Raw genomic sequence first — 24950 nt, 5'->3', positions numbered from 1 at the left:
TCTCATCCTCACTTTTCAGTTAATAGTCAGTAAAAAATTAGTTGTTATAACCGATATTGATGACGACACAGTCATACTCCAGCCCCAAATCATCTACTAGCTCGTTATTAATAAATCGATTTAACTCATCAAGTATATTCTTATCATCCATGATTTCTTCTACTGAATATCCAGTAATGGCAACAAATATTTCAAAACGCTCTTGAATAGTATTCATTACTTCTGGAGTTCCATCACACAACACGCTTACAACTACAGATATTTTATTTGTCATAGAACTTTGTTCGTTGTTGTTTACCATTTATATTTTCCTCTTATACTTTTGGTTAGCCCCTTTCGGTGAAATATTTGTTTTTACTTTCTAAAGTTGTCCGAATACCCAACTAACATAGCAGCGACTTTTTCAAAGTTTACTTGATTAATATCACCGCTGTTTCCTTCTTGGGCAATGAACCTTTCAAAGTTGTTCTGAATATGATTAATCACATGGATAATAAATGGACTCATAAAATCCGGGTCATCCAAATAATCATTGGCGTCACCATCACCATTAACTTCCATAAACATATTCCAGCTTGCGGAAAACGATCTGCATGCAAGGTCATAGAACAGTTCGGTTGATTTATTAACACATACCTTCTCTTTAGACATATTTATATCCTCATAGTTAAATGCTTATTTAATTCATTGTATTTTTATTAGCCTCTTTCGGGACCGAATACGCTGTTGTTAACTCATGCCAAAAAGCAATGCCTTTATATGGACACTTTTCATCTCCAATATAACTTTATCCATATCAACATAAATCAGTCTTTCTCTTTTACCAGCTTCTTCCATATGCCCATCAAAACGCTTAGCCAGATAATCTTTAACATGTGAAAGATACGATTCCGTTCTATTATTATCTAACATAATAGATGCGACTAACTCATGATCTCCTTGCTCTTTATATATCAGCATTCCAGCCACATAAAGATACTTTGCCATAGCAAAAAATGTTTTTGTGGATAACTCTTTGATACTTTCCATTTCTTGATTATTCATTTTATTTCCTCTTGTTGTTATTAAAATATTTGTTATTCAGATACAGGACGTGAATCAGAAATGATTTTCTCAATCCATGCATCAATCTCACTTTCTATAAAGGCAATAGACCTTAAACCCGTTTTAACCTGCGATGGAAAGCGTCCAGCTTTAATAAGTGTATAGATCCATGTCTTTCCAAATCCCGTTCTCCTTATTACTTCGGGCAACCGAATAAGTTTTGGATGTTTATCTGTTTTGTTTTGAACCATGTTTATCTCCTGTGTTGTTCGATGGAGATAATTCTAGGATTTTGGCTAGTATTAAACTAGGGATGTTCACCAACCGTGAGTTTCGCGGAAATTTTTGGAGGGGTACTCTTTATAGGGACGTTCGCAGGTTGTGAACATCCCTTGTGTTTACTTTTTGTTTTTATCCGAGGATTTATCGTTAAGTGTTATCACGTCAACGATACCCCAATCCTTTAATACATTGTTTTTAATATAAAAATCATTTAAAACTTTGAAGTACTCATCGTTATCAAGATAACTTTTTGCGTAATGATAATCAGTATCTTTGATGTTCTCACTACTTCTGATCCCATTATTACCATGCAGAATGTCAGCTAAAATTGTGAAAGGTATATTCTTACCTTCGTTATAGAGCTGTTCCCATGAGATCAAATCCATCAAAGGGATAACTTTGTAATCAAGTATTCTTTCAAAGGTCTTATGACCAAACCTAAACTTTCGCTTCGAGGGTTTAGCCGTTTTTAGTTGCTTTTGCCATAAAGCAATCAGTACTTTCAGGTGTTCTGCGAGATCGTCACTGCTGGCTTCTTCCAAGTCAATTTCAATCAGCATCTTGTTAGCAGGGTTCATGCCTCCTTGTTTGAGATACTCAGAGATGTAGTCCGAACTCACTGCAACAGGGTCTGTTTGCTCTGAAGTCTCCAGCCGATACATAGCCCGCCCATAGTTGAACAATTGAACTCTGGTCATTGGTTTTACAGCATAGCTATGTGACAGTCTGTGATTGTCTGAAATCCAGTCCGATTGAAGTATCACATCACCACATCGGATTTTGGCATCATGGTATATAGCTTGCATTTGATTATCTTTGCCTGCTGTTTCCCATTGTTGTCTTGTTTTGTAAGCCAACATCCGTCTTTCAAGCTCTGCATAGATCTGTTCTAGGGTGAGGTCTTTCAGGCCATCATATCGGCGTACATCAAACCAAGATAACGCAGTCCTGATTTCTTCTATTTCTTTTTGTGTAGTCATTGTTCTACCGATTGTTTTTGTGTTTCATAAAAGTTAACCCATTCAACATGATAGAGAAAGTGGAAAAGAGGTGCGGTTTTTCAGAATGGTGTGAGAGCAGATAAGTAATCTTGGATGTAAGAGTTTTCATCTTGACTAATCATTCTTTCTTTACTAAAAAATAACTAATTGTTTTATATCAATTACTTTAATTAAAATAACGACAACACCATGTTGATAATGAAAGTAAATTTAGATTCGTTTATTTAGATGATTATGACAACAACCAATTGTTTTTAATTGACATTTTATCGATAAGAAAATAATAATGATGGTAAATATGTTGGTAAATAATCAACTTGTTTTTACAATCCCATTAATAACAGGAGTTGCAGATGAAGTTCGAGTCCAGTCAGAGGAGCCAAATTAAAGAAGCCCGCTTAGGAAACTAAGCGGGCTTTTTGCTTATTTTTTCTGGGAATAGGGTTAACCGCCCCGTGAATACAACACCGGGGCGGTGCAAAAGTCAGTGGCAGCTACACTTGGGCTATTTTCTTTGCATCCAGCGCTTTGTGAATAGCTGCTTCTAATTCATTGGCTTCAAATTTTGCCACATAGGCATCTGCACCTACTTTGCGGACGTGATCTTCATTCGCACTGCCTGACAATGAAGAGTGAATAATCACGGGGATATTTTTCAGGAATGCATCCCGCTTAATATTCAATGTCAGGGTAAAACCGTCCATCTCTGGCATTTCTAAATCGGTTAACACAAATGCGATTTTATCCGAGATAGGCCGGCCCTCAGCCCGCGCCTCATCGGCTATCTTCCTGATTTTATTCCAAGCTTCCAGACCGGTAATATGCATCACGGCGGGAATATCCATCATCTTCATGGCTTGTTCCAGCATTGAGCGGGCCACTTTTGAATCTTCCGCCACAATGGCCACTGCCCCCGGTTGCAAATCAAAGGCTTTGGTCTTCTCGACATCTATTTTGACATCTCGATTAGCAGGAATAATGTCATATAAAATCTGCTCAACATCCAAGACCAATGCCAGCCGATTACTGGTTTTATCATTGTCGAGGCGAGCAATACTGGTGATATTGCGGCTCTTAACACCAGCATCGGCCGCCAGTACCTGGCTCCATTCAAGGCGCACAATATCGTCAACAGATTCCACCGCAAATGCCTGCGTGCTCCGGGCATACTCAGTTACCAGCAGGATGTTCAAACCGGTTTTGGGTACACAGCCAACAATTGCCGGGAGGTCAATAACCGGAATAATTTCCCCGCGAATATTCGCCATGCCCATCATTGGCGATGCCATGCCCGCCGCCTTAGTGAGCGCGGGCATCGGAACTATTTCTCGTAATTTAAAGACGTTAATGCCATACAACTCAGATTGTTGTTCTTCCAGGGATTCTCCCAAGCGAAACAGCAACAGTTCAAAGCGGTTTGATGAGGTGAGATTGGTTCTCTCCTCAATCTCTTTTTGAAAATTATCCATACTTTCCTCAATGCAATTAATTATTGATGTGCCGTCATAAGGCGATATCAGCCAGTCGGAAAATAAGGAATAACATTCTGCTCAACAGCAATTAATGCTTCACCCTTTCAATCGGGAACAGAAAAGTCACATACCCACGGCACTCTCTCGTCCCACGTCTTTCCAATGCTTATTTCTCTTTCTCACGATGGAGAAACTTATTTCTTTATCGGCAATAGGAAGAAAATGCTTAATAATTCGACTTAATAGTTTAACTATCAATCTGCCGGCCGATAGCGCCATAGCCAGCGCCCTGTGGACATACGCCGGTAAAACAGCACGCCGCGCACTATCCAATCGAGGAACATTCCCACCCATACCCCGGTGACGCCAAATCCCAGAGTGACGCCCAGAATGTAACCCGCAATAATGCGGCAGCCCCACATTCCGGCAAGCGCCACCCACATGGTGTAACTGGCGTCTTTCGCCCCTTTCAAACCTGACGGCAGCACCCAGGCCGCGGCCCAAATGGGCATAAATAATGCGTTAATCCAGATCAGGTGCTTAACCACATTGATAACGCCCGGTTCATTGGTATAGAGCGACGCCAGAAAACCGGCACTGGGAATCGATAATAAGGCGATAAAACATACGCCAAGGGTGGAGAGCCAAAAAATATGTTTAAGCTGGCGAATAGGTTGCAAAATCTGCCCTTTCCCCAAGCGGGTGCCGATAATAATCGTCGAGGTGTATCCCAGCGCATTACCGGGCAAGTTAATCAGCCCAACAATTGAAAAAGCGATAAAGTTACCGGCAATAACTTCCGTCCCCATTCCGGCAACAAAACGCTGAGTAATCAGTTTACCAACATTAAACATTACCGACTCAACACTGGCAGGAATACCAATACTCAGCACCTCGAACATAATGGCCGAGGTAAAAGGCATGAAATAAGCTTTAAAAGGGATCCGCAGGGTATTATTGGCGCCAAAAATCAGCACCAATATCACCACCAACGCCCCCAAATAGCGAGAAAACGTGATCCCTATCCCTGCGCCGACAAATCCCATGCCCTGCCAGCTAAACAGGCCATAAATCAGCACGCTGCTAATGATGATATTGAGAATATTCATGGCAATATTGATAAACATGGGCAGCCGGGTATTCCCCGCCCCCCGCAATGCCCCACACCCAACCAGGGTTATCGCCATCGCGGGGTAATTCCACACCGTCAAATGCAGGTAGGTCAGAGCCATCGACTTGACGGCAGGATCCGCCTGGCTGGCCAGCAGATTAATAATGGTTTCACCGGCAAAATGCACCAGCATCACCAATAATAATGAGATTAAGACTAAGAGAGAGATGGATTCACGGGCGGCAGTTTGCGCCTGTTTACGTTTACGTTGCCCCAAACTGAATGACACCACCACTGAGGTACCAAGCGCAACAGAGGCAAAAAAAGCCGCAATCAGCATGTTGAAGCTGTCTGCCAATCCCACCGCAGCCATTGCTTCTTTACCCAACCAACTGACCAACAGAGTGCTAAACACCCCCATCAGCAACACACACAGCCCTTCAATAAACAGCGGGATAGCCAGCGGTGTTATTTCGCGCCAAAATAACACGCGGTAGGATTTTCGCTTTTTATACCATGTACTTTCGCGCAAGATTTTCAACTTAACAGTCCCTGAAACCATGTCCATTTGCATACCTCCGCGCTTTCCACCACTATGGTGAAATATCTCTAAGCACGGCTTTACAATGGCGATTTCCCACTTTAAATTTTAACGGGTTATACGCGATAAAAAGTTGATGCAGACACTATAACAGAACGTTAAATTTATTTAAATGAAACAGCATTTCAACAAAACGCAAATGAAATAGTTATGCAGTGAAACACACATAAATATGCAAAATCTCTTTGACTCTACCCCCCATTTTGCGATATCAATGTAGGCATTGAAACCTTTGCCAGACAGACCTAATTCATACAGGATTTAATTGATGACAACTATTCTCAAACACCTTCCTATTAATCAGCGTGTTGGTATTGCATTTTCCGGTGGTTTAGACACCAGTGCCGCACTGTTGTGGATGCAGAAAAAAGGGGCAATTCCTTACGCCTACACGGCGAATCTGGGTCAGCCTGATGAAGAAGATTACGATGCCATCCCGCGTAAAGCGATGGAGTACGGTGCCGAGAAAGCGCGTCTGATTGATTGCCGTAAACAGCTGGTTGCCGAAGGTATTGCCGCCATTCAATGTGGCGCATTCCACAACACCACCGCCGGTGTCACCTATTTTAACACCACCCCACTGGGGCGCGCTGTCACCGGCACTATGCTGGTTGCCGCCATGAAAGAAGATGACGTAAACATTTGGGGTGATGGCAGCACTTACAAAGGTAACGATATCGAACGTTTCTATCGTTACGGTCTGTTAACCAATGCTGAATTGAAAATTTATAAACCTTGGTTGGATACCGATTTTATCGATGAGCTTGGTGGTCGTCATGAAATGTCCGAATTTATGATTCAATCCGGCTTCGATTATAAAATGTCGACTGAGAAAGCCTATTCCACTGACTCCAATATGCTGGGTGCCACTCACGAAGCCAAAGATCTGGAATTCCTGAACTCCAGTGTCAAAATCGTTAACCCGATTATGGGCGTGAAATTCTGGGACGAGAATGTGGTGGTTAAAGCGGAAGAAGTGACTGTCCGTTTTGAACGCGGTTACCCGGTGGCCTTAAACGGTGTGGTGTTTGAAGATAGCGTCGAATTGATGATGGAAGCCAACCGCATTGGTGGCCGTCATGGTTTGGGCATGAGTGACCAAATTGAAAACCGGATTATTGAAGCCAAGAGCCGTGGCATCTACGAAGCCCCAGGAATGGCATTGCTGCACATCGCCTATGAGCGCCTGCTGACCGGTATTCACAACGAAGATACTATTGAGCAATATCATGCTAATGGCCGTGTTCTGGGCCGTCTGCTGTATCAAGGCCGTTGGTTTGACCCGCAAGCATTGATGCTGCGTGATTCAATTCAGCGTTGGGTTGCCAGCGAAATAACCGGTGAAGTGACTCTGGAACTGCGTCGCGGTAATGACTATTCCATCCTTAATACTGTCTCCGACAATCTGACTTATAAACCAGAGCGTCTGACGATGGAAAAAGGCGACTCAGTGTTCTCACCAGATGACCGTATCGGCCAATTGACCATGCGCAACCTGGATATCACTGATACCCGTGAGAAACTGTTCAACTATGTTGAAACTGGTTTGCTGTCATCTTCTGCAGCCACAGGTTTGCCGCAGGTAGATAACAATAATTTGGGTGCTCGTGGGTTACAGGATAAGAATAAGTAATTATTCTGATGTGCCTAAGATTGCCGAAGAAGAAACCGCCTAAATGGCGGTTTCTGACTATTGATACAATGGATACCGAATTGATAATAATTACGTAACCGGCTGGTATTATTGCATTAATGATATTTTCTTTGGTGCTTTTGCTCAGCAGCAGAAGGTTAAAAACAGTCCTGACAACTCATCATCGGCACCATTAACAGCTACGGTAATGCATAAAACAGCCTTATGCAGGCAGCTCGATATTACTCTCTGCCAGCGATCCCATATTGTTATACATCGCACAGGCGGCATCCACTAAATGCATGGCAATCGCCGCACCGCTGCCCTCACCTAAGCGCATCCCCATTTGTAAATAGGGTTCAAGCTGCAAATGGGTCAAAGCAATAACTGCGCCTTTTTCAGCTGATAAATGTGAAGGGATCAGGTAATCACGCACCCCCGGTGCAATGCGGCAAGCCGCCAATGCAGAGGCATACGAAAGATATCCATCCAGAATAACCGGTAATCCAGCCGCCGCCGCACCTAACATCACCCCGGTCATGCCGACCAAATCAAATCCACCGATTTTTGCCAGGACATCAATACCATCACTGGCATCAGGCTGATTAGTTTCAATGGCGCGCCGCACCACAGAGACTTTATGGTGTAATTGTTCACTGGGGAAATTAGCCCCAATACCCACCACCAGTTGCGGGTCACTGTCGGTAAACACACTGACCATCGCCGCCGCTGGCGTAGTATTCGCTATTCCCAGCTCCCCAACAGCAAAGACTTTCACTCCCTCTGCCGCCTGCCGTAAAGTCAGCATGGCGCTGGCGAGCAGTAAATCTTCAGCCTGCTGGCGGGTCATTGCCGCCTCTCGGGCAATATTGCCACTGCCCCGCGCGACTTTCATATTCAGCACTCCGGGTAGCTCATCACTGTCGATACCGACATCAACAATTTTCACCTCAGCCCCCGCATTAGCCGCCAGTACACAAACGCCGGTGATGCCTTTCACCATATTCAGCGCCTGAACCTTGGTCACCACGCGCGGTGACACCGCGACACCTTCGTCATAAACTCCGTGATCGGCTGCCATGACAATAATTTGCTTGCGATCAACTTGATGGCCATATAACCCGCGCATACCCGCCAGTTGCACAGCTAACTGTTCCAAACGGCCCAGACTGCCGGGCGGTTTAAGCAAGCCGTTAAGCCGCTCTTGGGCGCGGGACATCGCTTTGCTATCAAGCGGCGAAATGGTACGTAAGACTGAGGTAAGAGTTTGCATGGGGTTAATCTCTGGTTGCAGGCTGCCAAACAGCCCGACTGTTAAAGGCACGCAGCGCGACAAATCCATCGTGGATATCTAACACGCTATATGCTCCCTGTTCAAAATGGAAATGCCACATGGCTGCCGCGGGCATCGCCAGCAGACGCGCTAACATCAAGCTTAAAACACCTTGATGGGCTACCAGCAGTTGATGGTTATCTTGTAATTGACGGTTATCTTGCGGCTGTTGTGAGCAGGCGGATACTGACAGCAAGGGCTGAATCACCCTTTCTATTCGGGCGGAAAACTGTGGAAAAGACTCCCCACCCGTGGGGCTGGCTTGTTGCCAATCGGCCACCCATGCTGCCCACGCATCAGAATCTTCTTTTTGCAAATCATGGTGATGGCGCATTTCCCACTCACCAAAATTCATTTCATTTAATTGGCTATCGGTACGGGCATTACACGGATGCCCTGCCAGCACGATATCAGCGGTATGCCGGGCGCGCAATAACTGGCTACTCACCGCATCAGAAAATGTCACACCTGCCAGCCAGCCCGCAACCTCACTGGCTTGCGTAACTCCTTGCGGGGTCAATGCCACATCGGTCAGGCCGCAAAAAACGCCCTGAAGGTTGGCTGAGGTTTGCCCGTGGCGCACCAGAAAAAGTCGCATCGAATATACTCATCATGATTGAGATTGACAGGAAACCGCTGGCAATATTAGGTGCTATTACAGCAGCGCCAGTAAAAATACCAATTCACCCACTTCAACTGCCGCCCCCAGCGTATCCCCGGTTTGCCCGCCCAAGCGGCGGCGCAAATAGGTTGCTAACAGCAATACCACCGCCATTGCTGCCAGCAACGCCAGCAACGCAGCACCTTTACCCAGCAGTAAAATGAGTATCGCCCCGCCCACCAAAGTGACCAATGTTTGTCGGGCGGTGACTTTACCAATGTAAATATTGCCCAACCCGCTGCCTTCCCGGGCATAACGTTGGTGATACATCAGCAGCACAATCACAGTGCGCCCAGCCACCGATGCAGCCGTTAGCATGGCAAACATCGATACATCGCGTAGCGCCAGTTCGCTGACCACTAACACTTTCGCCACCACGATAAATATCAGGGCTAAGCCACCGTTAGTACCCAGCCGGCTGTCGCGCATGATCTCCAGCATTTGTTCGCGTTTACGCGCCGAAAACACCCCATCGCAGGTATCTGCCAGCCCATCAAGATGAAAAGCACCGGTAATCAATGCCAGCGCCAGCACATACCCCAGTGCCGCCAGCGGTACACCACACCAAGGTGCCAAGCAGGTAAAGACCACCGCGCCCAAAAAACCGACAATCAAGCCAATCAAGGGGAAACCCACAATGCCGCGCTCGTAATTATCCAGCGCCAGCCCTTGTGTCCAGCGCTCTGGCACCGGGATCCGAGTCATAAACTGCAATGTTGCGAGAAATAAGCGCAAACTCATTTAATCTTTACCTCAATGCCAGAAACCACTAAATATACCTCATCCGCCGCCGCTGCCAGACGCTGATTCACCCGGCCTGCAATATCACGAAAATGCCGCGCCAGACGGTTTTCCGGCACTATCCCCATACCCAATTCATTGGTGACAAAATAAATTGGCGCGTGGCTGCGGGCACAGGCCGCCAGCAGCTCGGTAATTTGTTGCTGGATCCCCACCTCCAGCGCAGTAAAATCCATTTGCTCTGGTGGGATGTCGCCCGCCTGCTCAAATAACAGGTTGGTGATAAGTGTGGTAATGCACTCCAGCATCACCGCTTCACCGGGTTCAATCTGCTTATCCAGCACGACACCCAGGTCGCGATAACCTTCCCAAGTGCGCCAATGGGCTGGGCGGCTGGCACGATGCACGGCAACCCGCTCGGCCATTTCCGCATCCGTCACCAAAGAGGTGGCAATATAAAATACCCGCGCACTGGCTTGCGCCGCCAAGCGCTCTGCCAGTGAACTTTTGCCACTGCGCGCGCCTCCGGTAATCAAAATCACTGCGCACGCTCCTGTTGATGTGTTTTCATTAAATCTAAAATCCGTTCAATATCAATATGCTGACGCATTTTCTCTGCCAAAATATCAAATTGTTGCTGCTTATGTTCAGCATAATCCACCGTCACACCGTCGAAGGCGGGCAGCCCTTTGCGGTGCCGTAAATTATCCAATAGCGCGCGGGTAAAGTGGTGGCTGTCGAACAGGCCATGAATATAGCTGCCCAGCACCGTGCCCTCCGTGTTCACAGCCCCCTCCACCCACTGCTCCGCTTGCCCATTACGTAATGTTAACCGCGCAAAAGCGGTGGCATTCTCGCCCAATCTGGAGACACCCATATGGATTTCATATCCTTCAAGGGGTTGCTCAGCATCGGTTTTCAGCATACCTGGCAGACCGGTCAGGCAATAACCGCTGACTCGCGTGGTGACTTTTTCTGAGGAAAATTGAGTTTCCACATCCAATAACCCCAAGCCGTCCATCTGCGCTAAATCTGACTCCACCCCATCAATAATCCCTTTGCCCAGCATTTGGTAACCGCCGCAAATGCCAATAACCGGCACCTGCTGTTGCTGCTGTGCCAATATTGCCGCCGCCAATCCACTGTGATGTAGCCACTGCAAATCGCCCAGCGTGTTTTTGCTGCCAGGTAAGATAAGCAAGTCTGGCTGCCCCAGAGCCGATAACTGAGAAACGTAACGCAGGCGCACATCCGGCTGGGCCGCCAGCGCATTAAAATCCGTAAAATTAGCAATGTGCGGCAAATGAATGACAGCAATATCCAGCGCCTTTTCCGACGAATCTTGATATTTTCCGTTTTGCAGCGCCACGCCGTCTTCATCTTCTAAATCAATATCCAGCCACGGCATCACCCCTAATACCGGCACGTCGGTGAGAGCTTCAATCTGGGCTAAACCGGGTTTAAGTAGCGCGATATCACCACGAAACTTATTGATTATCACCCCTTTAACCCGTGTTTTTTCATGTGGATGCAGCAAGGCTAAAGTGCCATAGATGGAGGCAAATACACCGCCGCGATCGATATCCGCCACCAATAAAACCGGCGCATCCGCCATCTCCGCCATACCCATGTTGACGATATCACGGTCGCGCAGGTTAATTTCCGCCGGGCTCCCTGCCCCTTCCAGCACCATGATGTCATACTCGCTGGCCAGGCTATGGTAAACCTCACTGATTTTCTGCTGCAATTGCGGCTTGTATTGATGGTATTCCACCGCATCCATATTGCAGGCCACTTTGCCCATCAGCACCACCTGCGCTTTCTTGTCACTGGTGGGTTTGAGCAATACCGGGTTCATACGGACATCTGGCGCAATTCCGGCCGCTTCGGCCTGAAAAATCTGCGCGCGCCCCATCTCTTCACCTTGTGGGGTAATGCCCGAATTGAGTGCCATATTCTGCGATTTGAAAGGGGCGCAGCGATAACCCTGTTGCATAAAAATGCGGCATAGCCCTGCCACTAACACACTTTTACCGACATCCGATGCCGTGCCTTGCACCATTATCGATAAATTTATCGCCGACCGACTCATCGCATTTCCTCCACTTCACGCCGACGCATCAACGCAAAGAGTTGCTCTTCCGTTTTGCACAGCGGCAACCCCAGCTCACTGTGCATTTTCACCAGCCACGGCTGTACCAGCCCCGCCGCTTGCAGTTTATCTTGTTGCAAGAATACCTCGGTGGTTTCACCGGCAATCATCAGATGACCATGAGATAACACATAAAGATAATCACAAACCTTATAAATCAAATCGATATCATGGCTGGAAATAATAACTCGTTTTCCCTCCGCGACAATACGCTCAATAATCATGATCATGTGCTGGCGGCCCGCCGGGTCCAGCCCTGCCGTCGGTTCGTCCAGCAACAAATATTCGGCTTCCATCACCAGCGCACCGGCAATAGCTACGCGTTTTTTCTGCCCATGACTCAAATGTTGAATAGATTTATGGCGAAAACTTTGTGCATCGACCAAGGTCAGCGCCCGGTCGACTCGCTCGGCAATGACGGCTTCCGGCATCCCGAGATTGCGCAAACTGAAAGCAATGTCACTGTCAATGTCGGTATAAAATATCTGCTGCTCTGGGTCTTGAAACACCGTGGTGACCCGCTGGCGTAGCGCGCGCAGGCTGTTTTTTTTGTAACTCAGTGGCTCGCCTTGCCATAACACGGCCCCCTGCTGTGGCTGCACAATGCCGGTCAGATTCATAAATAATGTGGATTTACCACAGCCATTGGCACCCAAAACGCCGGTGACCGCATGCTGACTGAAATCTAAGGTCAAATCATGCAATACCTGCTCATCCTGATAGCTGAAACCTAACTGTCTGGTGGCTAACATCAACTTTTGCCTTACAGGTGGAAATCACCCTGATAAAGTTTCATATCCAGCGAGATGACCATCTGTTGATAGCGAATCATCACACGGGTAAATAACATACCGACCAACATTGCCAGCGAGTGATAACCAGTACGCAATGAGAGATAACCAAATCTCAATGACTGCGCCTGATGAATAGCCGCGGCTTCTTCAATCAAGATAAAGATAAAACGCCAGGTCAGCAGGATTTGCTCGGTCAGCAAGCGCGGGGCATGGCAACGTTTAAGTATTTGAATAAGTTGGGGAAATGGCGTATTTAGTACAAACCAGAAAGTGGCAGCCAATGCTGCCAAACTGCGCCACAGCGTTTGATTGGCGGTATCCAGCCCCACTCTATCAATCCCAAACCACCAATTACCTATTTGTATACCCCACCACAAACTATCCGGTTGGCGGGCGAGGGATAACACAATGGTCACCAAGCCCACTAACAAGAAAGAAAGCGGTATTGCCAGCCAGCGCAGGTAGCGGCGCGGGCCGACCCGCAGCAAATAGCAGGTCAGTCCGGCGATAAACACCAATAACAGCGCCTGATACAGGGGCGGACTCAACATTGCCAGCAGCAGAAAAACCCCATACAACACCAGTTTTCCCATCGGGTCGCTCTGCCGCCAGCGGCTTTGATAACTCAGTTTATCAATCCCCAGCATGCTCACCGTGTTTCCCCCGGTAATAGCCCAAGATATAGAAAATCACCGCCGCACCAATACTGCCTTGCAGCGTGAATAATAAACTTTCAATTTCTCCGCTGGCGGGTTCATACAAGGGTTGGAACCAAGGCTGATAATGAGGGGCTGTTACCTGAATCAGGGCTTCGGCCTCCCCGTCTGAGCCGCCATATTCACCGCCATGATTGATAAAGAAGGGCAATATAACCAAGGCGATCACCATCGCCAGCAAAATAAGGGTCTTTTTCATGTTAATGACTCCCTGCATGAATAAGTTGGCGTTTTGTTAATTGGTCATAAATCATTACGGTCAATAAACCTTCCGCAATGGCAATAGGAATCTGAGTAATGCAGAACACGCCCATAAATTTGATAATCGAGCCGCTGACGCCAAATTGCGGGTCGGGGAAAGCTAAACCCAGCTGTAGCGAGGTGACAAAATACGTGGTTAAATCCGCCAACATGGCACACAAAAACACCCCAACATCACGGCGTAATCCGGCTTTACAGGCCAGTTTCCAGACCAGATAACCCACGACCGGCCCAATGACCGCCATCGACATGCCATTAGCACCAAGGGTGGTTAGCCCACCGTGGGCCAGCAATAAGGCCTGGAACAGCAGCACTATCGCCCCCAACACCGCCACGACCACCGGCCCAAAAAGTATGACGGCCAATCCCACCCCGGTTGGGTGAGAGCAACTGCCGGTGACTGAGGGAATTTTCAGCGCAGAAAGCACGAAAATAAAGGCTCCGCACAGTGCCAGCAGGACTTTTTGATTGCTGTCTTCGGCAACAATCTGTTTCAAGCGCACCAAACCCATAAACAGGCACGGCAGGAACAATACCCACCAGGCCAGCGCCCACATTGGCGGCAAAAAACCCTCCATAATGTGCATCGCAAACACATCATTCGGGGCAATTGTCAGAAGTATTGCCATCGCCAGTCCGGTGAATGACAATTTCTTTAGTTGTTGTTCCATGTCGAATTCCTTTAAATAGTTTTTATACAAAAACTTAACTCACTCTTATTCGAACTAACCCACTGATAATATTTAATTAACTTGCTGCTGTTTATTCACTAAAATGGTCGAAAAATAAGGTAGTGGCTGGTCTGCCGCCAGGCTATCTAACTGACGCCAACACACTTCCCCAGGCAGTGAGGCCTCAGACATCAACAGTGCATGCGGGAACAGATTTAGCCGGCCCAATAGCGCTTGAATACCCGCAAAACGGCCATAAACTTTCATCAGCACCACACAATCGTGATTAAGTAATGCCCGCTCCAACTCAGCTTCTGGTGCGGTGCAAGACATAATCGCCAGCGATTGTTGCTCCATCGCCAATGGCAATCCTGCGCGTGAGGCAATAGCCGCAAAAGAGGTGACGCCGGGGACGATTTCTAACCAATCTGGCCGACCAATACGTTCGAGCAAAAATACCCAGGTGCTAAATAACATGGCGTCACCGAGGGTGATAAAGCCCACCTGACGCCCTTGGGCAACTTCCGCCTGTAACTGCTGCGCTACCTCATCCCAGACGGCTTGTTTTTCGTGGTCATCAGCACTCATCGGGAAATGGCAGGTGCGTATTTCCGTATTGGGTGACAAATATTCGCGCACAATCGATAACGCCAAGCTATCGCCGCCTTTGCGCCCTGCTGGGGCATACAGCACATCAAGCTGGGCAACCAACCTTGCTGCTCGCACTGTTATCAAATCGCTGGCTCCGGGGCCGACACCCAATGCATAAAGTCTGCCGCTCATTACGCTGCCTCCTGCTGTTTTTGTTGTAATGCCAGATCCAGATGCTCAACAAACATCTGGCGAATCAATGGGTTTTCACCCAAACCTTGCAGCCATGATTGGGCGCTAATCCCAGCGGTTTCCAGCTGTGAGCGCCAGGAATCTGGCTCATCAGAGGCCATATCATTAATGGCGTGATCCCCGGCCACCAGCATCAAGGGCATCAGGTGTACTTTGCGCACCCCCTGCTGCTGTAACCGGCTGATGATATGGCTGATTTCCGGGTAACTTTCCACCGCCCCGACCATCGCTGGGAAGTTAAGCGAGCTCATAAAGTGGTCAAGACAGGCATAAGCCGAGAACGCAAAGTGGCTGGCACCGTGGCCCATAAATACCACCCGCTCATCCGTGGCCAGCGGCGGCATTTGTGCTTGCAACGCCACCAGCAATTGCTGGTAATCGGCAAAGCTGCTCAATAGCGGCGTGCCCAGCACCAAATGATGGAAACTGTCTTTGAATGAGCGCACTTCATTGGCCACTTTTTCGTATTCATCGCCATTGATTACATGCAGAGATTGAATGGCAACATCCTGATATCCCTGCTCAGCCAAGTGTTTTAGAGCTTCCCGTGGGTTATTGATTAACAGCCCATCGCGCTTGCGCAGTTTGCGGATAATCATTTCTGAGGTGAATGCGCGGAACACATCGCGGTCACTGTAAGCCGCCGCCAGCTGCTGCTCGCATGCATCAATATTCTTTTGGCGAGTGTGTTCATAACTGGTGCCGAAACTGATAACCAACAGTGCTTTTTTCATTTTATTGTCCTTGTTGTTGCTGCCAGTGGGTCAGAAGTTGGGTTAACTCAGCCAATGAAGTGACTTGCTGCCCAATGTTGCCCAGCGCTATCTCCACCGGACGGCGCACCACAATGCAGGGAATATTCAGGGCCAGGCAGGGGGCGACTTTTTCTTGATAGCCTCCTTGCGCGCCGGATTCTTTCGTAATAACCACATCCGGCTGGCAAAACGCATACAGCGCCTGATTGAATTGCGCACTAAAAGGCCCGCGCAGTGCAATAATCTGGCTCACTCCCAGCCCGAGAGCTTCACATTGGCTCAGCACCTCGGCGGTGGGCAGCACCCGCACCAACAGAGTTTTACCTGCCAGCCCCTGTTGATACTCAGCCAACTGCTTGCTGCCAGTGGTGAGTAATACCCGAGGCCCCAAGCCCTGCGCCACAGAGCAGGCCGCAGTGACGCTGTCCACTTTGTAAAGTTGCGGGTGATTAAAAACCTCAATTTCACTCGGGCGCTGATAACGAGTCAGTGAAACCTTGGTTTGCTCGCAAGCCGCCGCCACATTGTGACTGAGTAAGTCGGCGTAAGGGTGCGAAGCATCAATAACCCAGCGCACTTGCCTATTAATAAGGAACTCAACCATTGCCGCTGCATCCATCCGCCCTACCACAACCTCACCGCGAATATCGCCCGCCAGTTGCCAACCGGCCTCGGTGGCAACCGACAAGCTATAGCGCTCGCCTGCCGTATCCAGCTGCTGACAAATCAACCGCGCATCACTGGTGCCACCAAAAACATGGATAGGCGGATAGCCCTTAGTCATAGCGAAACCTTAGTCATAGCGAAACCTTAGTCATGGCGAATGGCTCGCAATCTTGCATTGGCGGTCATAATGAATAACCCCGAGGCGTTATCATCAACCCGTCACGGCAATAGGTGGCCTGATTACCGACAATCACCAAACTGGTCATATCGACCGGCGCGTAATCCATTTCACCCAAAGTAGTTAGCCATTTTTCCTGTTTTTTACGGCCCGCCGCTTTCACGACGCCGACCGGTGTGGTGGCTTTCTTCCACGGCTGCATCAACTCAAACGCGCGCGCCAAATGCCCTTCCCGCCCATGACTGCGCGGGTTGTAGAAGCAGATAACAAAATCAGCCTGGGCCGCAGCAATAATGCGTTTTTCAATCACCGCCCACGGCGTCATCAAATCACTGAGACTGATATGACAAAAATCATGCATCAGCGGTGCGCCGAGTAACGATGCCGCCGCAATACTGGCGGTTATCCCGGCGACCAGCCGCACTTCCAAGTCCAACTGTTGCTGGGTAACCAGCTCCAACACCAACCCGGCCATGCCGTAAATACCCGCATCACCGCTACTGATAAGCGCCACCTTATGCCCGGCCAATGCCAAGTCAATTGCGGTTTGGCAGCGCTCAATTTCTTTGCACATGCCGGTTTTAATCACTTGTTTATCCCCGGTCAGGGGCTTTACCAGATGGGTATAAGTTTTATAACCGACAATAATTTCTGCCTCGCGAATTGCCGCAATGGCTTCCTGCGTCATCATCGATTCACTGCCCGGCCCAATGCCAATCACGGTTAACATTAATACGATACTCCCAGAGTGATGGTGACGCCCCGCTGACGCAGGGTATTGCCAACCAATTTACCGTCGCTCATCAGCCAGGCGACCGGTTGTGAAACGCTGCCGACACCCACCGTTTGGCGGACAAAGTCAGAAGCAGGAAAACGTTGCTCATGGCGGCTTAATTCGCCAACACTGAACAGTTCAAATGGCACCCGCCAGCACCGAGCTAACTGGTGTAGCGCCGGTTCGTCTTTTTTGATGCTGACACTGCCAATAGCCCGTAACGCCAAGAAATCAAAATGATTTTCAGCCAGTTGCTGTTGCAGCAATTCAACTAACGTTTGCAATGGCGTGGCGCGGCGACAACCAATACCCGCCACCACCCGGCGGGGTACCAGCTTGTAAACAGGGAATGGCAACAGGTTATCGGCTATCAGTGGCAGGCGGTCGCGCAGAGTGACGCACACTAATGCATCCAGTTGCGGCAAGGCATCTAAACACTTTACCGGCACAAAACCCTGGGTGTCACAGCGCTCACTCTCAGCCAAAAATGGCGCATCCCACCACAACCCGACTTTTTGCTGGCTAACCAACAGCTGATTAACCACTTTGACCGCGTGGCGAAAATCCTGCATTTCGGCATCTAACTGGGTTGCTAATGTGTCCAATGCCGCCATGTCATTAACATCCGTGGCAGTGGTTATCACGGGATCTGCGCCCAAAATCCCTGCCAGAATGCGGGTTAGCTTGTTAGCGCCCCCCACGTGACCTGACAGCAAACTGATAGCGTGCTGCCCGCGCTCATCTATAACCACCACTGCAGGATCGGACATTTTGTCATTCACCAGTGGCGCAATCACCCGCACCGTCAGGCCAATCGCCCCTATTACCACCAATGCCGAATACTGTTTAAACGCCTTGTGCACGGTGTTGACAAAACTGCCATCGAATGGCAGAAAGCCCGGTTCCACCAGCTTGTCACTGGTAAAACAGGTCAGCGGCACATGGGATAGCAAACGCCGTGCTAACCGCACCCCGCCGGGGGTCAGGCAAAAAACCGCGACCGATTCAGGCTTGGCGATATTCATGACTGAATCCTGCGTCATAAAGTTTGGAGTAATGGTATTCATCACCCAAGAAGGCCCCCACCAGAATCAATGCGGTTTTATGAATGCTGGCCGCTCGTACCAAATCGGCGATATCCGCCAGAGTGCCGCGCACGGTGCGGCTTTCAGCCCAAGTGGCTTTGTACACCACCGCCACCGGCGTGGTGGCCGGATAACCGCCGGCGATTAAGCGCTCGGCAACTCGGTCCATTTCCTGCACGGATAAGAAAATAGCCATCGAGGTTTGATGAGCGGCAAAAGACTCCAATTGTTCCAGTGGCGGCATCGGGGTGCGCCCCTCAATGCGGGTGATAATCAAGCTCTGCGCCACTTCCGGCACGGTGTATTCCACTCCCAATTGCGCCGCAGCCCCCAGAAAAGCACTGACGCCCGGCACCGAGACAAAACCAATGCCGTGTTCGCCCAAGACTTCACCCTGTTCACGAATCGAGCCGTACAAAGAGAGGTCGCCAGTTTGTAGCCGCACCACTAACTTGCCAGCACGGACGCCATCAACCATCAGTTGGATAATTTGCTCCAGATTCAAGCTAGCGCTGTCATAGCATTGGGCTGCTGGTGAGCAATATTCCAGCAGCTCGGTATTGATAAGTGACCCGGCATAGATAACCACTTGCGCCTGTTGCAACACGCGGTAGCCTTTGAGCGTAATCAGCTCTTTGTCACCCGGCCCGGCACCAACAAACCAGACTTTTTGCGTATCCCAAACTGGCGGGGCTGAGGGTGAAACAGTGTTAGGGTACTCAGACATGGCACGGCTCCTTGAGGCAGGAAATAAGATAAGTAGGATTATTAGGTTTAAAATAGTGTCCGCTGCCCAAAGGGGTCAGAGTGGAGAGCTGCAATTGCACACAGTCCAACTGGCTGATGCTGCGGGTTGGTTTATAAGCCAGCCCGTCTAAATACCCGAGTGCATCATGCAGGTTATTAAGCAAAATAAAGGTCAGCACCAGACGCCCGCCGGGGTTGAGCATCATGAGCGCCCAGTCAATAAGTTCGGTTAAATGACCACCGCTGCCACCAATAAAAATGGCATCGGCTTTGTCTGGTAGCGGCAATGGGGCAATGCCAGCGATGATATCCACACGGTGGCACCCTAGCCGTTGGCGGTTTTCAGCAATCAGCTCAAGTGCCGCCGGGTTGCGCTCAATGGCGGTCACTCGTAAATCAGGAAAACGTAACGCCGCTTCCAATGCCACACTGCCGGTGCCTGCGCCCACATCAATCAGATGAACCGCACCAGTAAGCTCAAGGCGCTCCAGTGCCAACACGCGCACCGCTTCTTTGGTCATCGGGACTTTTTGTCCACGGAGGAACAGTTCATCTTTCATTGAGGATAACCACCACACTCATGTCATAGCGGGCCGCCACCTGTGCTACCGGCAGGCGGTGAATACGTTCATTCGGCTGGGAGAGGTTTTCACCAATTATCAAGGTGCGAGACAGGCCGCGTTGGTGCAAAGCATCAGCAATGGCGCGCGGGTCGATAATAGCGTCGGTCACCATGGCCACTTTGTCGTGTTGGAAAATCCAGTCAAAATCAGGGGCTCGCCCGTGGCTGCTGGTGAGAAAAATATCGTTCATATCCAGCAAAACTTTGGCACACAGATATTGAATGGCGCTGATGCCGGGGACTATCTGCAATTCTTCAGCGCTGAAGTTCGTCGCCAGTAATTTGCCAATGCCAAACAGCAAAGGGTCACCAGAGGCCAGCACCACAATGGCGCGATTTTTATTGCTATCTAACCACTCCAATAATCCCAACAGATCAGCATCCAGCGGGCGGGACTCGGTGCGGGTGCCGCCAAATATAGCCAGATGCCGCTTGCCGCCGACTAACACATCAGCCTGTTCAATGGCCCGCAGCGCATTTGGTGTGAGATATTCGGTATTGCCAGGGCCAATGCCCACCACAGTAATCATCGGAGCGCCTCCACAATTTTATCCAGTGGCCGGTTGCTTCCCAGCACCTGATTATCAAATGAGAATAAAACCGCATCACACTGAGGGGGGTTAACAGAGAAGCGCATCAGCTCGGCAATTCGTTCGCAAATGCGCTCAGCAATACGCGAATACACGGCCTGCCAGCCCTGTTCGGCAATAAGCTCCATCGCCGCCTCGGTGGTATCACACTGATTAACTTCAAGTAATAATGAATGTGGTGCGCCCATCAGTGCCAGGTGGGCCACCAGCGTTTCCATGCGGCCGTCGGCAATATGGCTATGGGTGTGGAAAATACCGGCAGCAATTTTGACCAATTTTCCGGGGTGCCCGACTAACACCACGTGGCGAAAACCCAGCCGTAAGGTTTCTTGCAACATGTAGCCGACAAAATTACTCATGGTGACCACCCGCTGCCCATCCAGCCCCAGATGGTCACGCACAAAGCGCTCACCGTGATTACCCGGCACTAAAATAATGCGGTCTTCGCCAGCGGCCCGTTTCATTTCCAACTCCAGCGCCAGCGAGCGTTTCCAGCTCTCCTCCGACATCGGCGTCACGATGCCGGTGGTGCCGATAATGGAAATACCGCCCAGGATCCCCAACCGCCCGTTGTACGTTTTTTTCGCCCGCTCCTCGCCTTCCGGCGCAAAGATTTCCACGTCGGCCCCGCGTGATGGGCCGATGACCTCGCGCACTGCGGCTTCAATGGTCTGGCGAGGGGTGCGGTTAATGGCGCAGCTGCCTACCGGCAAGCCAATTCCTTTGCGGGTGATGGTGCCAACCCCTTCGCCACCGCGCAGGTGAATTTCAGTCTGTTCCGTGAGAGTCACTCGAGCGAAAATCAGCATGCCGTGGGTGGCATCGACATCATCGCCGCCATCCTTGCGAATGGCCGCGGTGGCCTGTTGGCCTTCAATCAGCGGCTGCTCGACATTCAAGCACAAGGTCACGCCAGAGGGAGTGACAATAGAAATTTGGTCAATAATCTGCTGGCGCAACACCATCAGCGCCGCAACTTTAGCGCCAGCCGTAGCACAAGAGCCGGTGGTGTAGCCTTTACGGTATTGTTTGCCGTTGTGCCAAATGCTGTCTAATTGTTGGTTTTGCAGCTCAGCATCGCCACTAAACAGCGCCTCATTGACCAGATTCTTATGCATAACGCCCCCGTAACTGATAGAGGATGGCGTTGATAATGGCCGCTGCCACATTGCTGCCGCCTTTGCGCCCGAGCGCAGCAATGCAAGGTAAGTTACTGGTTGCCAACGCATCTTTTGATTCCGCCGCCCCCACAAACCCCACTGGCACGCCAATCACCGCCACAGGTGTCACTTGCCGCTCCAGCAAACGGAATAGCGCGGTTGGCGCATTGCCAAAGACAAAGAGTTTTTCGCCCGGCTCCGTCAAGGCAATATCTACCGCCGCCATCGAACGGGTAATTCCCTGCTCTGGCGCACTGGCCACCACTCGAGGGTCACTGATATAACAGCGACATTCACAACCCATTTGCTTTAATAGGGTTTTATTGATGCCCGACATCGCCATCGTGGTATCGGTGTACAATGTGCAACCCCGGCCGATTCCTTCAGCAATCTGGGCCAGCACCTGCGGCGAAAAATGCAGAATATCCAGCCAGTCAAAATCTGCCGTGGTATGAATAACCCGCTTGATGACCGCTTCGTGCATCTCACTGGCAAAAACATAATCAGGCCGCTCATTGGCAATAATCTCGCCAATAATGACAAAACTGTTTTGCTCTATTTCTTGCGGATTTTTTATATAGTTCATCAGGTTATCCTTGTTAAATGCCAACCAGCAGCAGATGAATTAGGGCAAAAAGTAACAGGGCCAAAAACGATGCAATGCGCATCAATTGGATGCTGCGCGGGATATCGCTTAGCGCCACTTCGCGCCGCTCATCACCAATCCAGGGTTTTTCTAGCCGCTCACCAAAGTAATTATTCGGCCCGCCAAGGCGGATCCCCAGCGCACCGGCCACCGTGGCTTCAGACCAGGCACAGTTGGGGCTGGAATGTTGATAACGATCGCGCCAGCCGATGCGCAGCGCCTGTCGGTAATCCGCCCGAATCCACCAGGCGGCGGCAGTGAGTAACAACCAGCTCAAACGGGCGGGCAGCCAATTGGCCACATCATCCATTCGCGCCGAGACATAGCCGATTGCCCGGTATTTCGGTGTTTTATATCCCACCATTGAATCAAGGGTATTGACCGCTTTGTAAGCCATTGCCAGCGGCGCACCGCCCAGTAGCAGGAAGAACAGCGGCGCGATCACCCCATCGACACTGTTTTCAGCCACGGTTTCCACCACCGCACGGGTTATTTGCGGTTTTTCCAGCTGCGAGGTATCGCGCCCGACAATCCATGACAGTTTTTCGCGGCTTTGCGCCAATGAACCCTGCTGTAATGCCTCATATACCAAGAATGCCGCGTCACTCAGGCAGCGCCCCGCCAGCAAGGTGTAAATCATCCACACCTGCGCCAACCAACCGAGCCACGGGTTTATCTGCGTCATCAGCCATAAGAAACCCCAACTGGTAAACCCGGTTATCCCCACCACCGCCAGCCACAACAGAGCGCCGCCCCACTTCAGCGCCCGCTCGCTGTGGCAGCGGGCGCGAATAGCCCGTTGCAGCAAGGTGGTCAGATTGCCAATCCAGCGCACCGGATGTGGCCAATGCGGCGGGTCGCCAAGCCAGCTATCGAGCAAAAAAGCCACCATCCACGCCGCAAGGGTCATAGCATGCTCCGCGCGGCACGCAGCCAGCCGTCCAATAAACCGGGGCGCTGGGCAAAATGGATATGCAGATAACTGGCCTGAGTTCGTTGCACCTGATAACCGCTGCGCCAGCGCTGGATAACCTCGCCATCGCGCCACTTGCTGCTGTCAAATACCGGTGCCAGCGGGCTGGTAAAATCGGAGTAATGAAATTCATGACCGCGCAGGATGTCGCCTTGCGCTGCCAATAAGGTGTCGCCGCGGGCCTCGGCCTGACAGTAACCAAAGCGGGTTAGGCGTTTTCCCATTCGGCTTTCGCCAGCCAGAATTCCCACCATCGGGTGGCGCTGCCCGCCTTCATCCGTTAAACCGTCCCCCAAATACATCAAGCCGCCGCATTCGCCGTACAGTGGGATTTGTTGCTGATGAGCCTGTTGCAGTGCCGCGCGCATCGCCGTATTCGCCGCCAGTTTTTCGCCATACATTTCGGGATAACCGCCCCCCAGATAAATCATCTGGCAGGGGGGTAACTGGCGGTCATGCAGTGGGCTAAAACGCTGGATGCGAACCCCGGCCTGCTCCAGCAGGTCAAGATTGTCGGGATAATAGAAATTGAAGGCTTCATCTTCGGCCAGTGCCAGTGTCAGGCCGTCGGCTAACGCGCGAGAAGGCAATGCAGGAGGCGTTCCCACCGGCAGTGCGGTGCAAGCTGTCAGGGCTAATAATCTGTCCAGATCGATAAATTCTTCAACCTGCTGCGCCAACTGCAACCAGCACGGCGAGCTGTCTGGCTGTTTGCTGCTTGAACCGCCGCGTTCTTGGGCGGGAATCAACCCTAAATGGCGCGAGGGCAACGCCACATTGTCCATCACGGGCAACCGGCCCAAGACGGGAATACCGCAATAGTGCTCAATGGCATGACGGAGAAGTTGATAGTGATTTTCTGAATTGACGCGGTTAACAATGACGCCAGCAATAGTCAGCTCGGGGTCGAACTGGCGAAAACCCAGTACCGTGGCGGCGACCGAGGTGGATACCGCCTTACCATCGACCAATAAGATAACCGGGCAGCCGAGCTGTTTAGCCATAGCGGCACTGCTGCAATAATCGGGGTCAGTGCCGTAACCGTCATACAGCCCCATGACACCTTCAATGACTGCCACATCGGCATGGCGTAGATGCTGATTATACAACCCATTAAGGGTGGCGGGCGGCAACATAAAAGCATCAAGATTACGCGAGGTCACCCCACTGACCGCCGTATGCCAGCCGGTATCCAGATAATCCGGCCCGACTTTGAACGGCTGTACAGCTAATCCACGGGCGAGAAGCGCGCGCAGAATCCCCAGTGTCACCGTGGTTTTACCGCACCCACTGCTGGTTCCCGCGATGATAAAGGCTTGTTTGCCTGACACTTGCATAAAAAATCCCGCTATTTCGAGCGGGATAAGCGGTGTCAAAAAGATGCATTTGTGCAACGTCACCGCTGCGCGCATCTGATGACAACCCGCTTCCCACCGA

29 protein-coding genes are annotated in these 24950 nt (G+C 50.2%); 1 reads left to right on the top strand and 28 read right to left on the bottom strand.

What is annotated here, in order from left to right; all coding sequences use genetic code 11:
• Nucleotides 1-37 precede the first annotated feature (37 nt).
• The 7 genes from YROHD0001_RS0117380 to YROHD0001_RS13965 form a co-directional block, all read right to left on the bottom strand.
• Nucleotides 38-274 carry a hypothetical protein gene (locus tag YROHD0001_RS0117380; RefSeq protein WP_032816201.1) on the bottom strand — a complete coding sequence of 79 codons (237 nt, stop codon included), beginning with the start codon at nt 272-274 and terminating at the stop codon, nt 38-40.
• A gap of 80 nt (nt 275-354) precedes the next feature.
• Nucleotides 355-651 carry a hypothetical protein gene (locus YROHD0001_RS0117375; protein WP_032816176.1) on the bottom strand — a complete coding sequence of 99 codons (297 nt, stop codon included), beginning with the start codon at nt 649-651 and terminating at the stop codon, nt 355-357.
• 78 nt (nt 652-729) lie between these two features.
• Entirely contained in the window at nt 730-1044 is a 315-nt protein-coding gene (locus YROHD0001_RS13950; protein ID WP_004713594.1) for a hypothetical protein, read from the bottom strand.
• A 32-nt stretch (nt 1045-1076) separates the two neighbouring features.
• A complete protein-coding gene (locus YROHD0001_RS0117370) occupies nt 1077-1295 on the bottom strand; it encodes a helix-turn-helix transcriptional regulator (protein ID WP_005969708.1) in 219 nt (72 codons plus the stop codon).
• A 147-nt stretch (nt 1296-1442) separates the two neighbouring features.
• Entirely contained in the window at nt 1443-2306 is an 864-nt protein-coding gene (locus tag YROHD0001_RS13955; protein WP_004713593.1) for a DUF6387 family protein, read from the bottom strand.
• A gap of 515 nt (nt 2307-2821) precedes the next feature.
• The gene (locus tag YROHD0001_RS13960; RefSeq protein ID WP_004713592.1) at nt 2822-3796 is read right to left on the bottom strand and encodes a chemotaxis protein; all 975 of its coding nucleotides are present in this window, start codon (nt 3794-3796) and stop codon (nt 2822-2824) included.
• Between the two features lie 257 nt (nt 3797-4053).
• A complete protein-coding gene (locus tag YROHD0001_RS13965; protein ID WP_004713591.1) occupies nt 4054-5484 on the bottom strand; it encodes an EmmdR/YeeO family multidrug/toxin efflux MATE transporter in 1431 nt (476 codons plus the stop codon).
• Nucleotides 5485-5779: 295 nt separating this feature from the next.
• On the opposite strand from YROHD0001_RS13965, the gene argG reads away from it, so the two are divergent.
• Nucleotides 5780-7144: an argininosuccinate synthase gene (gene argG / locus YROHD0001_RS13970; RefSeq protein WP_004713590.1), complete on the top strand. Its 1365-nt coding sequence runs from the start codon at nt 5780-5782 to the stop codon at nt 7142-7144.
• A 223-nt stretch (nt 7145-7367) separates the two neighbouring features.
• On the opposite strand, the gene cobT is transcribed toward argG, so the two are convergent.
• The 21 genes from cobT to YROHD0001_RS14065 form a co-directional block, all read right to left on the bottom strand.
• Nucleotides 7368-8417 (bottom strand): nicotinate-nucleotide--dimethylbenzimidazole phosphoribosyltransferase, encoded by a 1050-nt coding sequence (cobT, locus tag YROHD0001_RS13975; RefSeq protein ID WP_004713589.1) that lies wholly within the window; start codon nt 8415-8417, stop codon nt 7368-7370.
• 4 nt (nt 8418-8421) lie between these two features.
• Nucleotides 8422-9075 (bottom strand): adenosylcobalamin/alpha-ribazole phosphatase, encoded by a 654-nt coding sequence (locus tag YROHD0001_RS13980; protein ID WP_004713587.1) that lies wholly within the window; start codon nt 9073-9075, stop codon nt 8422-8424.
• Between the two features lie 57 nt (nt 9076-9132).
• Nucleotides 9133-9879 (bottom strand): adenosylcobinamide-GDP ribazoletransferase, encoded by a 747-nt coding sequence (gene cobS / locus YROHD0001_RS13985; RefSeq protein WP_032816174.1) that lies wholly within the window; start codon nt 9877-9879, stop codon nt 9133-9135.
• The gene (gene cobU / locus YROHD0001_RS13990) at nt 9876-10421 is read right to left on the bottom strand and encodes a bifunctional adenosylcobinamide kinase/adenosylcobinamide-phosphate guanylyltransferase (protein WP_032816172.1); all 546 of its coding nucleotides are present in this window, start codon (nt 10419-10421) and stop codon (nt 9876-9878) included. The genes cobS and cobU overlap by 4 nt, the downstream gene beginning before the upstream one ends.
• Nucleotides 10418-11956 carry a cobyric acid synthase gene (locus YROHD0001_RS13995; RefSeq protein WP_072100641.1) on the bottom strand — a complete coding sequence of 513 codons (1539 nt, stop codon included), beginning with the start codon at nt 11954-11956 and terminating at the stop codon, nt 10418-10420. The genes cobU and YROHD0001_RS13995 overlap by 4 nt, the downstream gene beginning before the upstream one ends.
• Nucleotides 11957-11967: 11 nt before the next feature.
• Nucleotides 11968-12783, bottom strand: a complete 816-nt coding sequence (locus tag YROHD0001_RS14000) for an ATP-binding cassette domain-containing protein (RefSeq protein ID WP_004713583.1) — start codon at nt 12781-12783, stop codon at nt 11968-11970.
• Nucleotides 12784-12794: 11 nt separating this feature from the next.
• Complete coding sequence (locus YROHD0001_RS14005) at nt 12795-13472, bottom strand: energy-coupling factor ABC transporter transmembrane protein (RefSeq protein WP_032816168.1); 678 nt, start codon at nt 13470-13472, stop codon at nt 12795-12797.
• A complete protein-coding gene (locus YROHD0001_RS14010) occupies nt 13459-13740 on the bottom strand; it encodes an energy-coupling factor ABC transporter substrate-binding protein (RefSeq protein ID WP_004713580.1) in 282 nt (93 codons plus the stop codon). The genes YROHD0001_RS14005 and YROHD0001_RS14010 overlap by 14 nt, the downstream gene beginning before the upstream one ends.
• Before the next feature lies 1 nt (nt 13741).
• Complete coding sequence (gene cbiM, locus YROHD0001_RS14015) at nt 13742-14473, bottom strand: cobalt ECF transporter S component CbiM (protein ID WP_004713579.1); 732 nt, start codon at nt 14471-14473, stop codon at nt 13742-13744.
• A gap of 72 nt (nt 14474-14545) precedes the next feature.
• Nucleotides 14546-15256: a cobalt-factor II C(20)-methyltransferase gene (locus YROHD0001_RS0117365; RefSeq protein WP_032816165.1), complete on the bottom strand. Its 711-nt coding sequence runs from the start codon at nt 15254-15256 to the stop codon at nt 14546-14548.
• Nucleotides 15256-16050 carry a sirohydrochlorin cobaltochelatase gene (cbiK, locus tag YROHD0001_RS14020; RefSeq protein WP_004713578.1) on the bottom strand — a complete coding sequence of 265 codons (795 nt, stop codon included), beginning with the start codon at nt 16048-16050 and terminating at the stop codon, nt 15256-15258. Before cbiK ends, YROHD0001_RS0117365 begins: the two co-directional genes overlap by 1 nt.
• A gap of 1 nt (nt 16051) precedes the next feature.
• Nucleotides 16052-16855 (bottom strand): cobalt-precorrin-6A reductase, encoded by an 804-nt coding sequence (locus tag YROHD0001_RS14025; RefSeq protein WP_004713577.1) that lies wholly within the window; start codon nt 16853-16855, stop codon nt 16052-16054.
• Nucleotides 16856-16919: 64 nt separating this feature from the next.
• Complete coding sequence (locus YROHD0001_RS0117360) at nt 16920-17645, bottom strand: precorrin-3B C(17)-methyltransferase (RefSeq protein ID WP_032816164.1); 726 nt, start codon at nt 17643-17645, stop codon at nt 16920-16922.
• On the bottom strand, nt 17645-18715 hold the full coding sequence (gene cbiG, locus YROHD0001_RS14030; RefSeq protein WP_032816162.1) for a cobalt-precorrin 5A hydrolase: 1071 nt from the start codon (nt 18713-18715) through the stop codon (nt 17645-17647). The genes YROHD0001_RS0117360 and cbiG overlap by 1 nt, the downstream gene beginning before the upstream one ends.
• Nucleotides 18696-19502 carry a cobalt-precorrin-4 methyltransferase gene (locus YROHD0001_RS14035; RefSeq protein ID WP_032816160.1) on the bottom strand — a complete coding sequence of 269 codons (807 nt, stop codon included), beginning with the start codon at nt 19500-19502 and terminating at the stop codon, nt 18696-18698. Before YROHD0001_RS14035 ends, cbiG begins: the two co-directional genes overlap by 20 nt.
• Nucleotides 19495-20082, bottom strand: a complete 588-nt coding sequence (locus YROHD0001_RS14040; protein WP_032816158.1) for a decarboxylating cobalt-precorrin-6B (C(15))-methyltransferase — start codon at nt 20080-20082, stop codon at nt 19495-19497. The genes YROHD0001_RS14035 and YROHD0001_RS14040 overlap by 8 nt, the downstream gene beginning before the upstream one ends.
• Nucleotides 20072-20674 carry a cobalt-precorrin-7 (C(5))-methyltransferase gene (locus YROHD0001_RS14045; RefSeq protein ID WP_032816155.1) on the bottom strand — a complete coding sequence of 201 codons (603 nt, stop codon included), beginning with the start codon at nt 20672-20674 and terminating at the stop codon, nt 20072-20074. The genes YROHD0001_RS14040 and YROHD0001_RS14045 overlap by 11 nt, the downstream gene beginning before the upstream one ends.
• Nucleotides 20671-21852: a cobalt-precorrin-5B (C(1))-methyltransferase CbiD gene (gene cbiD, locus YROHD0001_RS14050; RefSeq protein WP_032816153.1), complete on the bottom strand. Its 1182-nt coding sequence runs from the start codon at nt 21850-21852 to the stop codon at nt 20671-20673. The genes YROHD0001_RS14045 and cbiD overlap by 4 nt, the downstream gene beginning before the upstream one ends.
• Nucleotides 21845-22480, bottom strand: a complete 636-nt coding sequence (locus YROHD0001_RS14055; RefSeq protein ID WP_004713571.1) for a cobalt-precorrin-8 methylmutase — start codon at nt 22478-22480, stop codon at nt 21845-21847. Before YROHD0001_RS14055 ends, cbiD begins: the two co-directional genes overlap by 8 nt.
• A 13-nt stretch (nt 22481-22493) precedes the next feature.
• On the bottom strand, nt 22494-23450 hold the full coding sequence (gene cbiB, locus YROHD0001_RS14060; protein WP_032816152.1) for an adenosylcobinamide-phosphate synthase CbiB: 957 nt from the start codon (nt 23448-23450) through the stop codon (nt 22494-22496).
• Nucleotides 23447-24850: a cobyrinic acid a,c-diamide synthase CobB gene (locus YROHD0001_RS14065; RefSeq protein WP_004713569.1), complete on the bottom strand. Its 1404-nt coding sequence runs from the start codon at nt 24848-24850 to the stop codon at nt 23447-23449. Before YROHD0001_RS14065 ends, cbiB begins: the two co-directional genes overlap by 4 nt.
• Between the last annotated feature and the right edge of the window lie 100 nt (nt 24851-24950).

It is taken from the genome of Yersinia rohdei ATCC 43380, from assembly GCF_000173775.1.
GTDB lineage: Bacteria > Pseudomonadota > Gammaproteobacteria > Enterobacterales > Enterobacteriaceae > Yersinia > Yersinia rohdei.
This window is presented reverse-complemented; position numbering and strand designations above follow the sequence as displayed.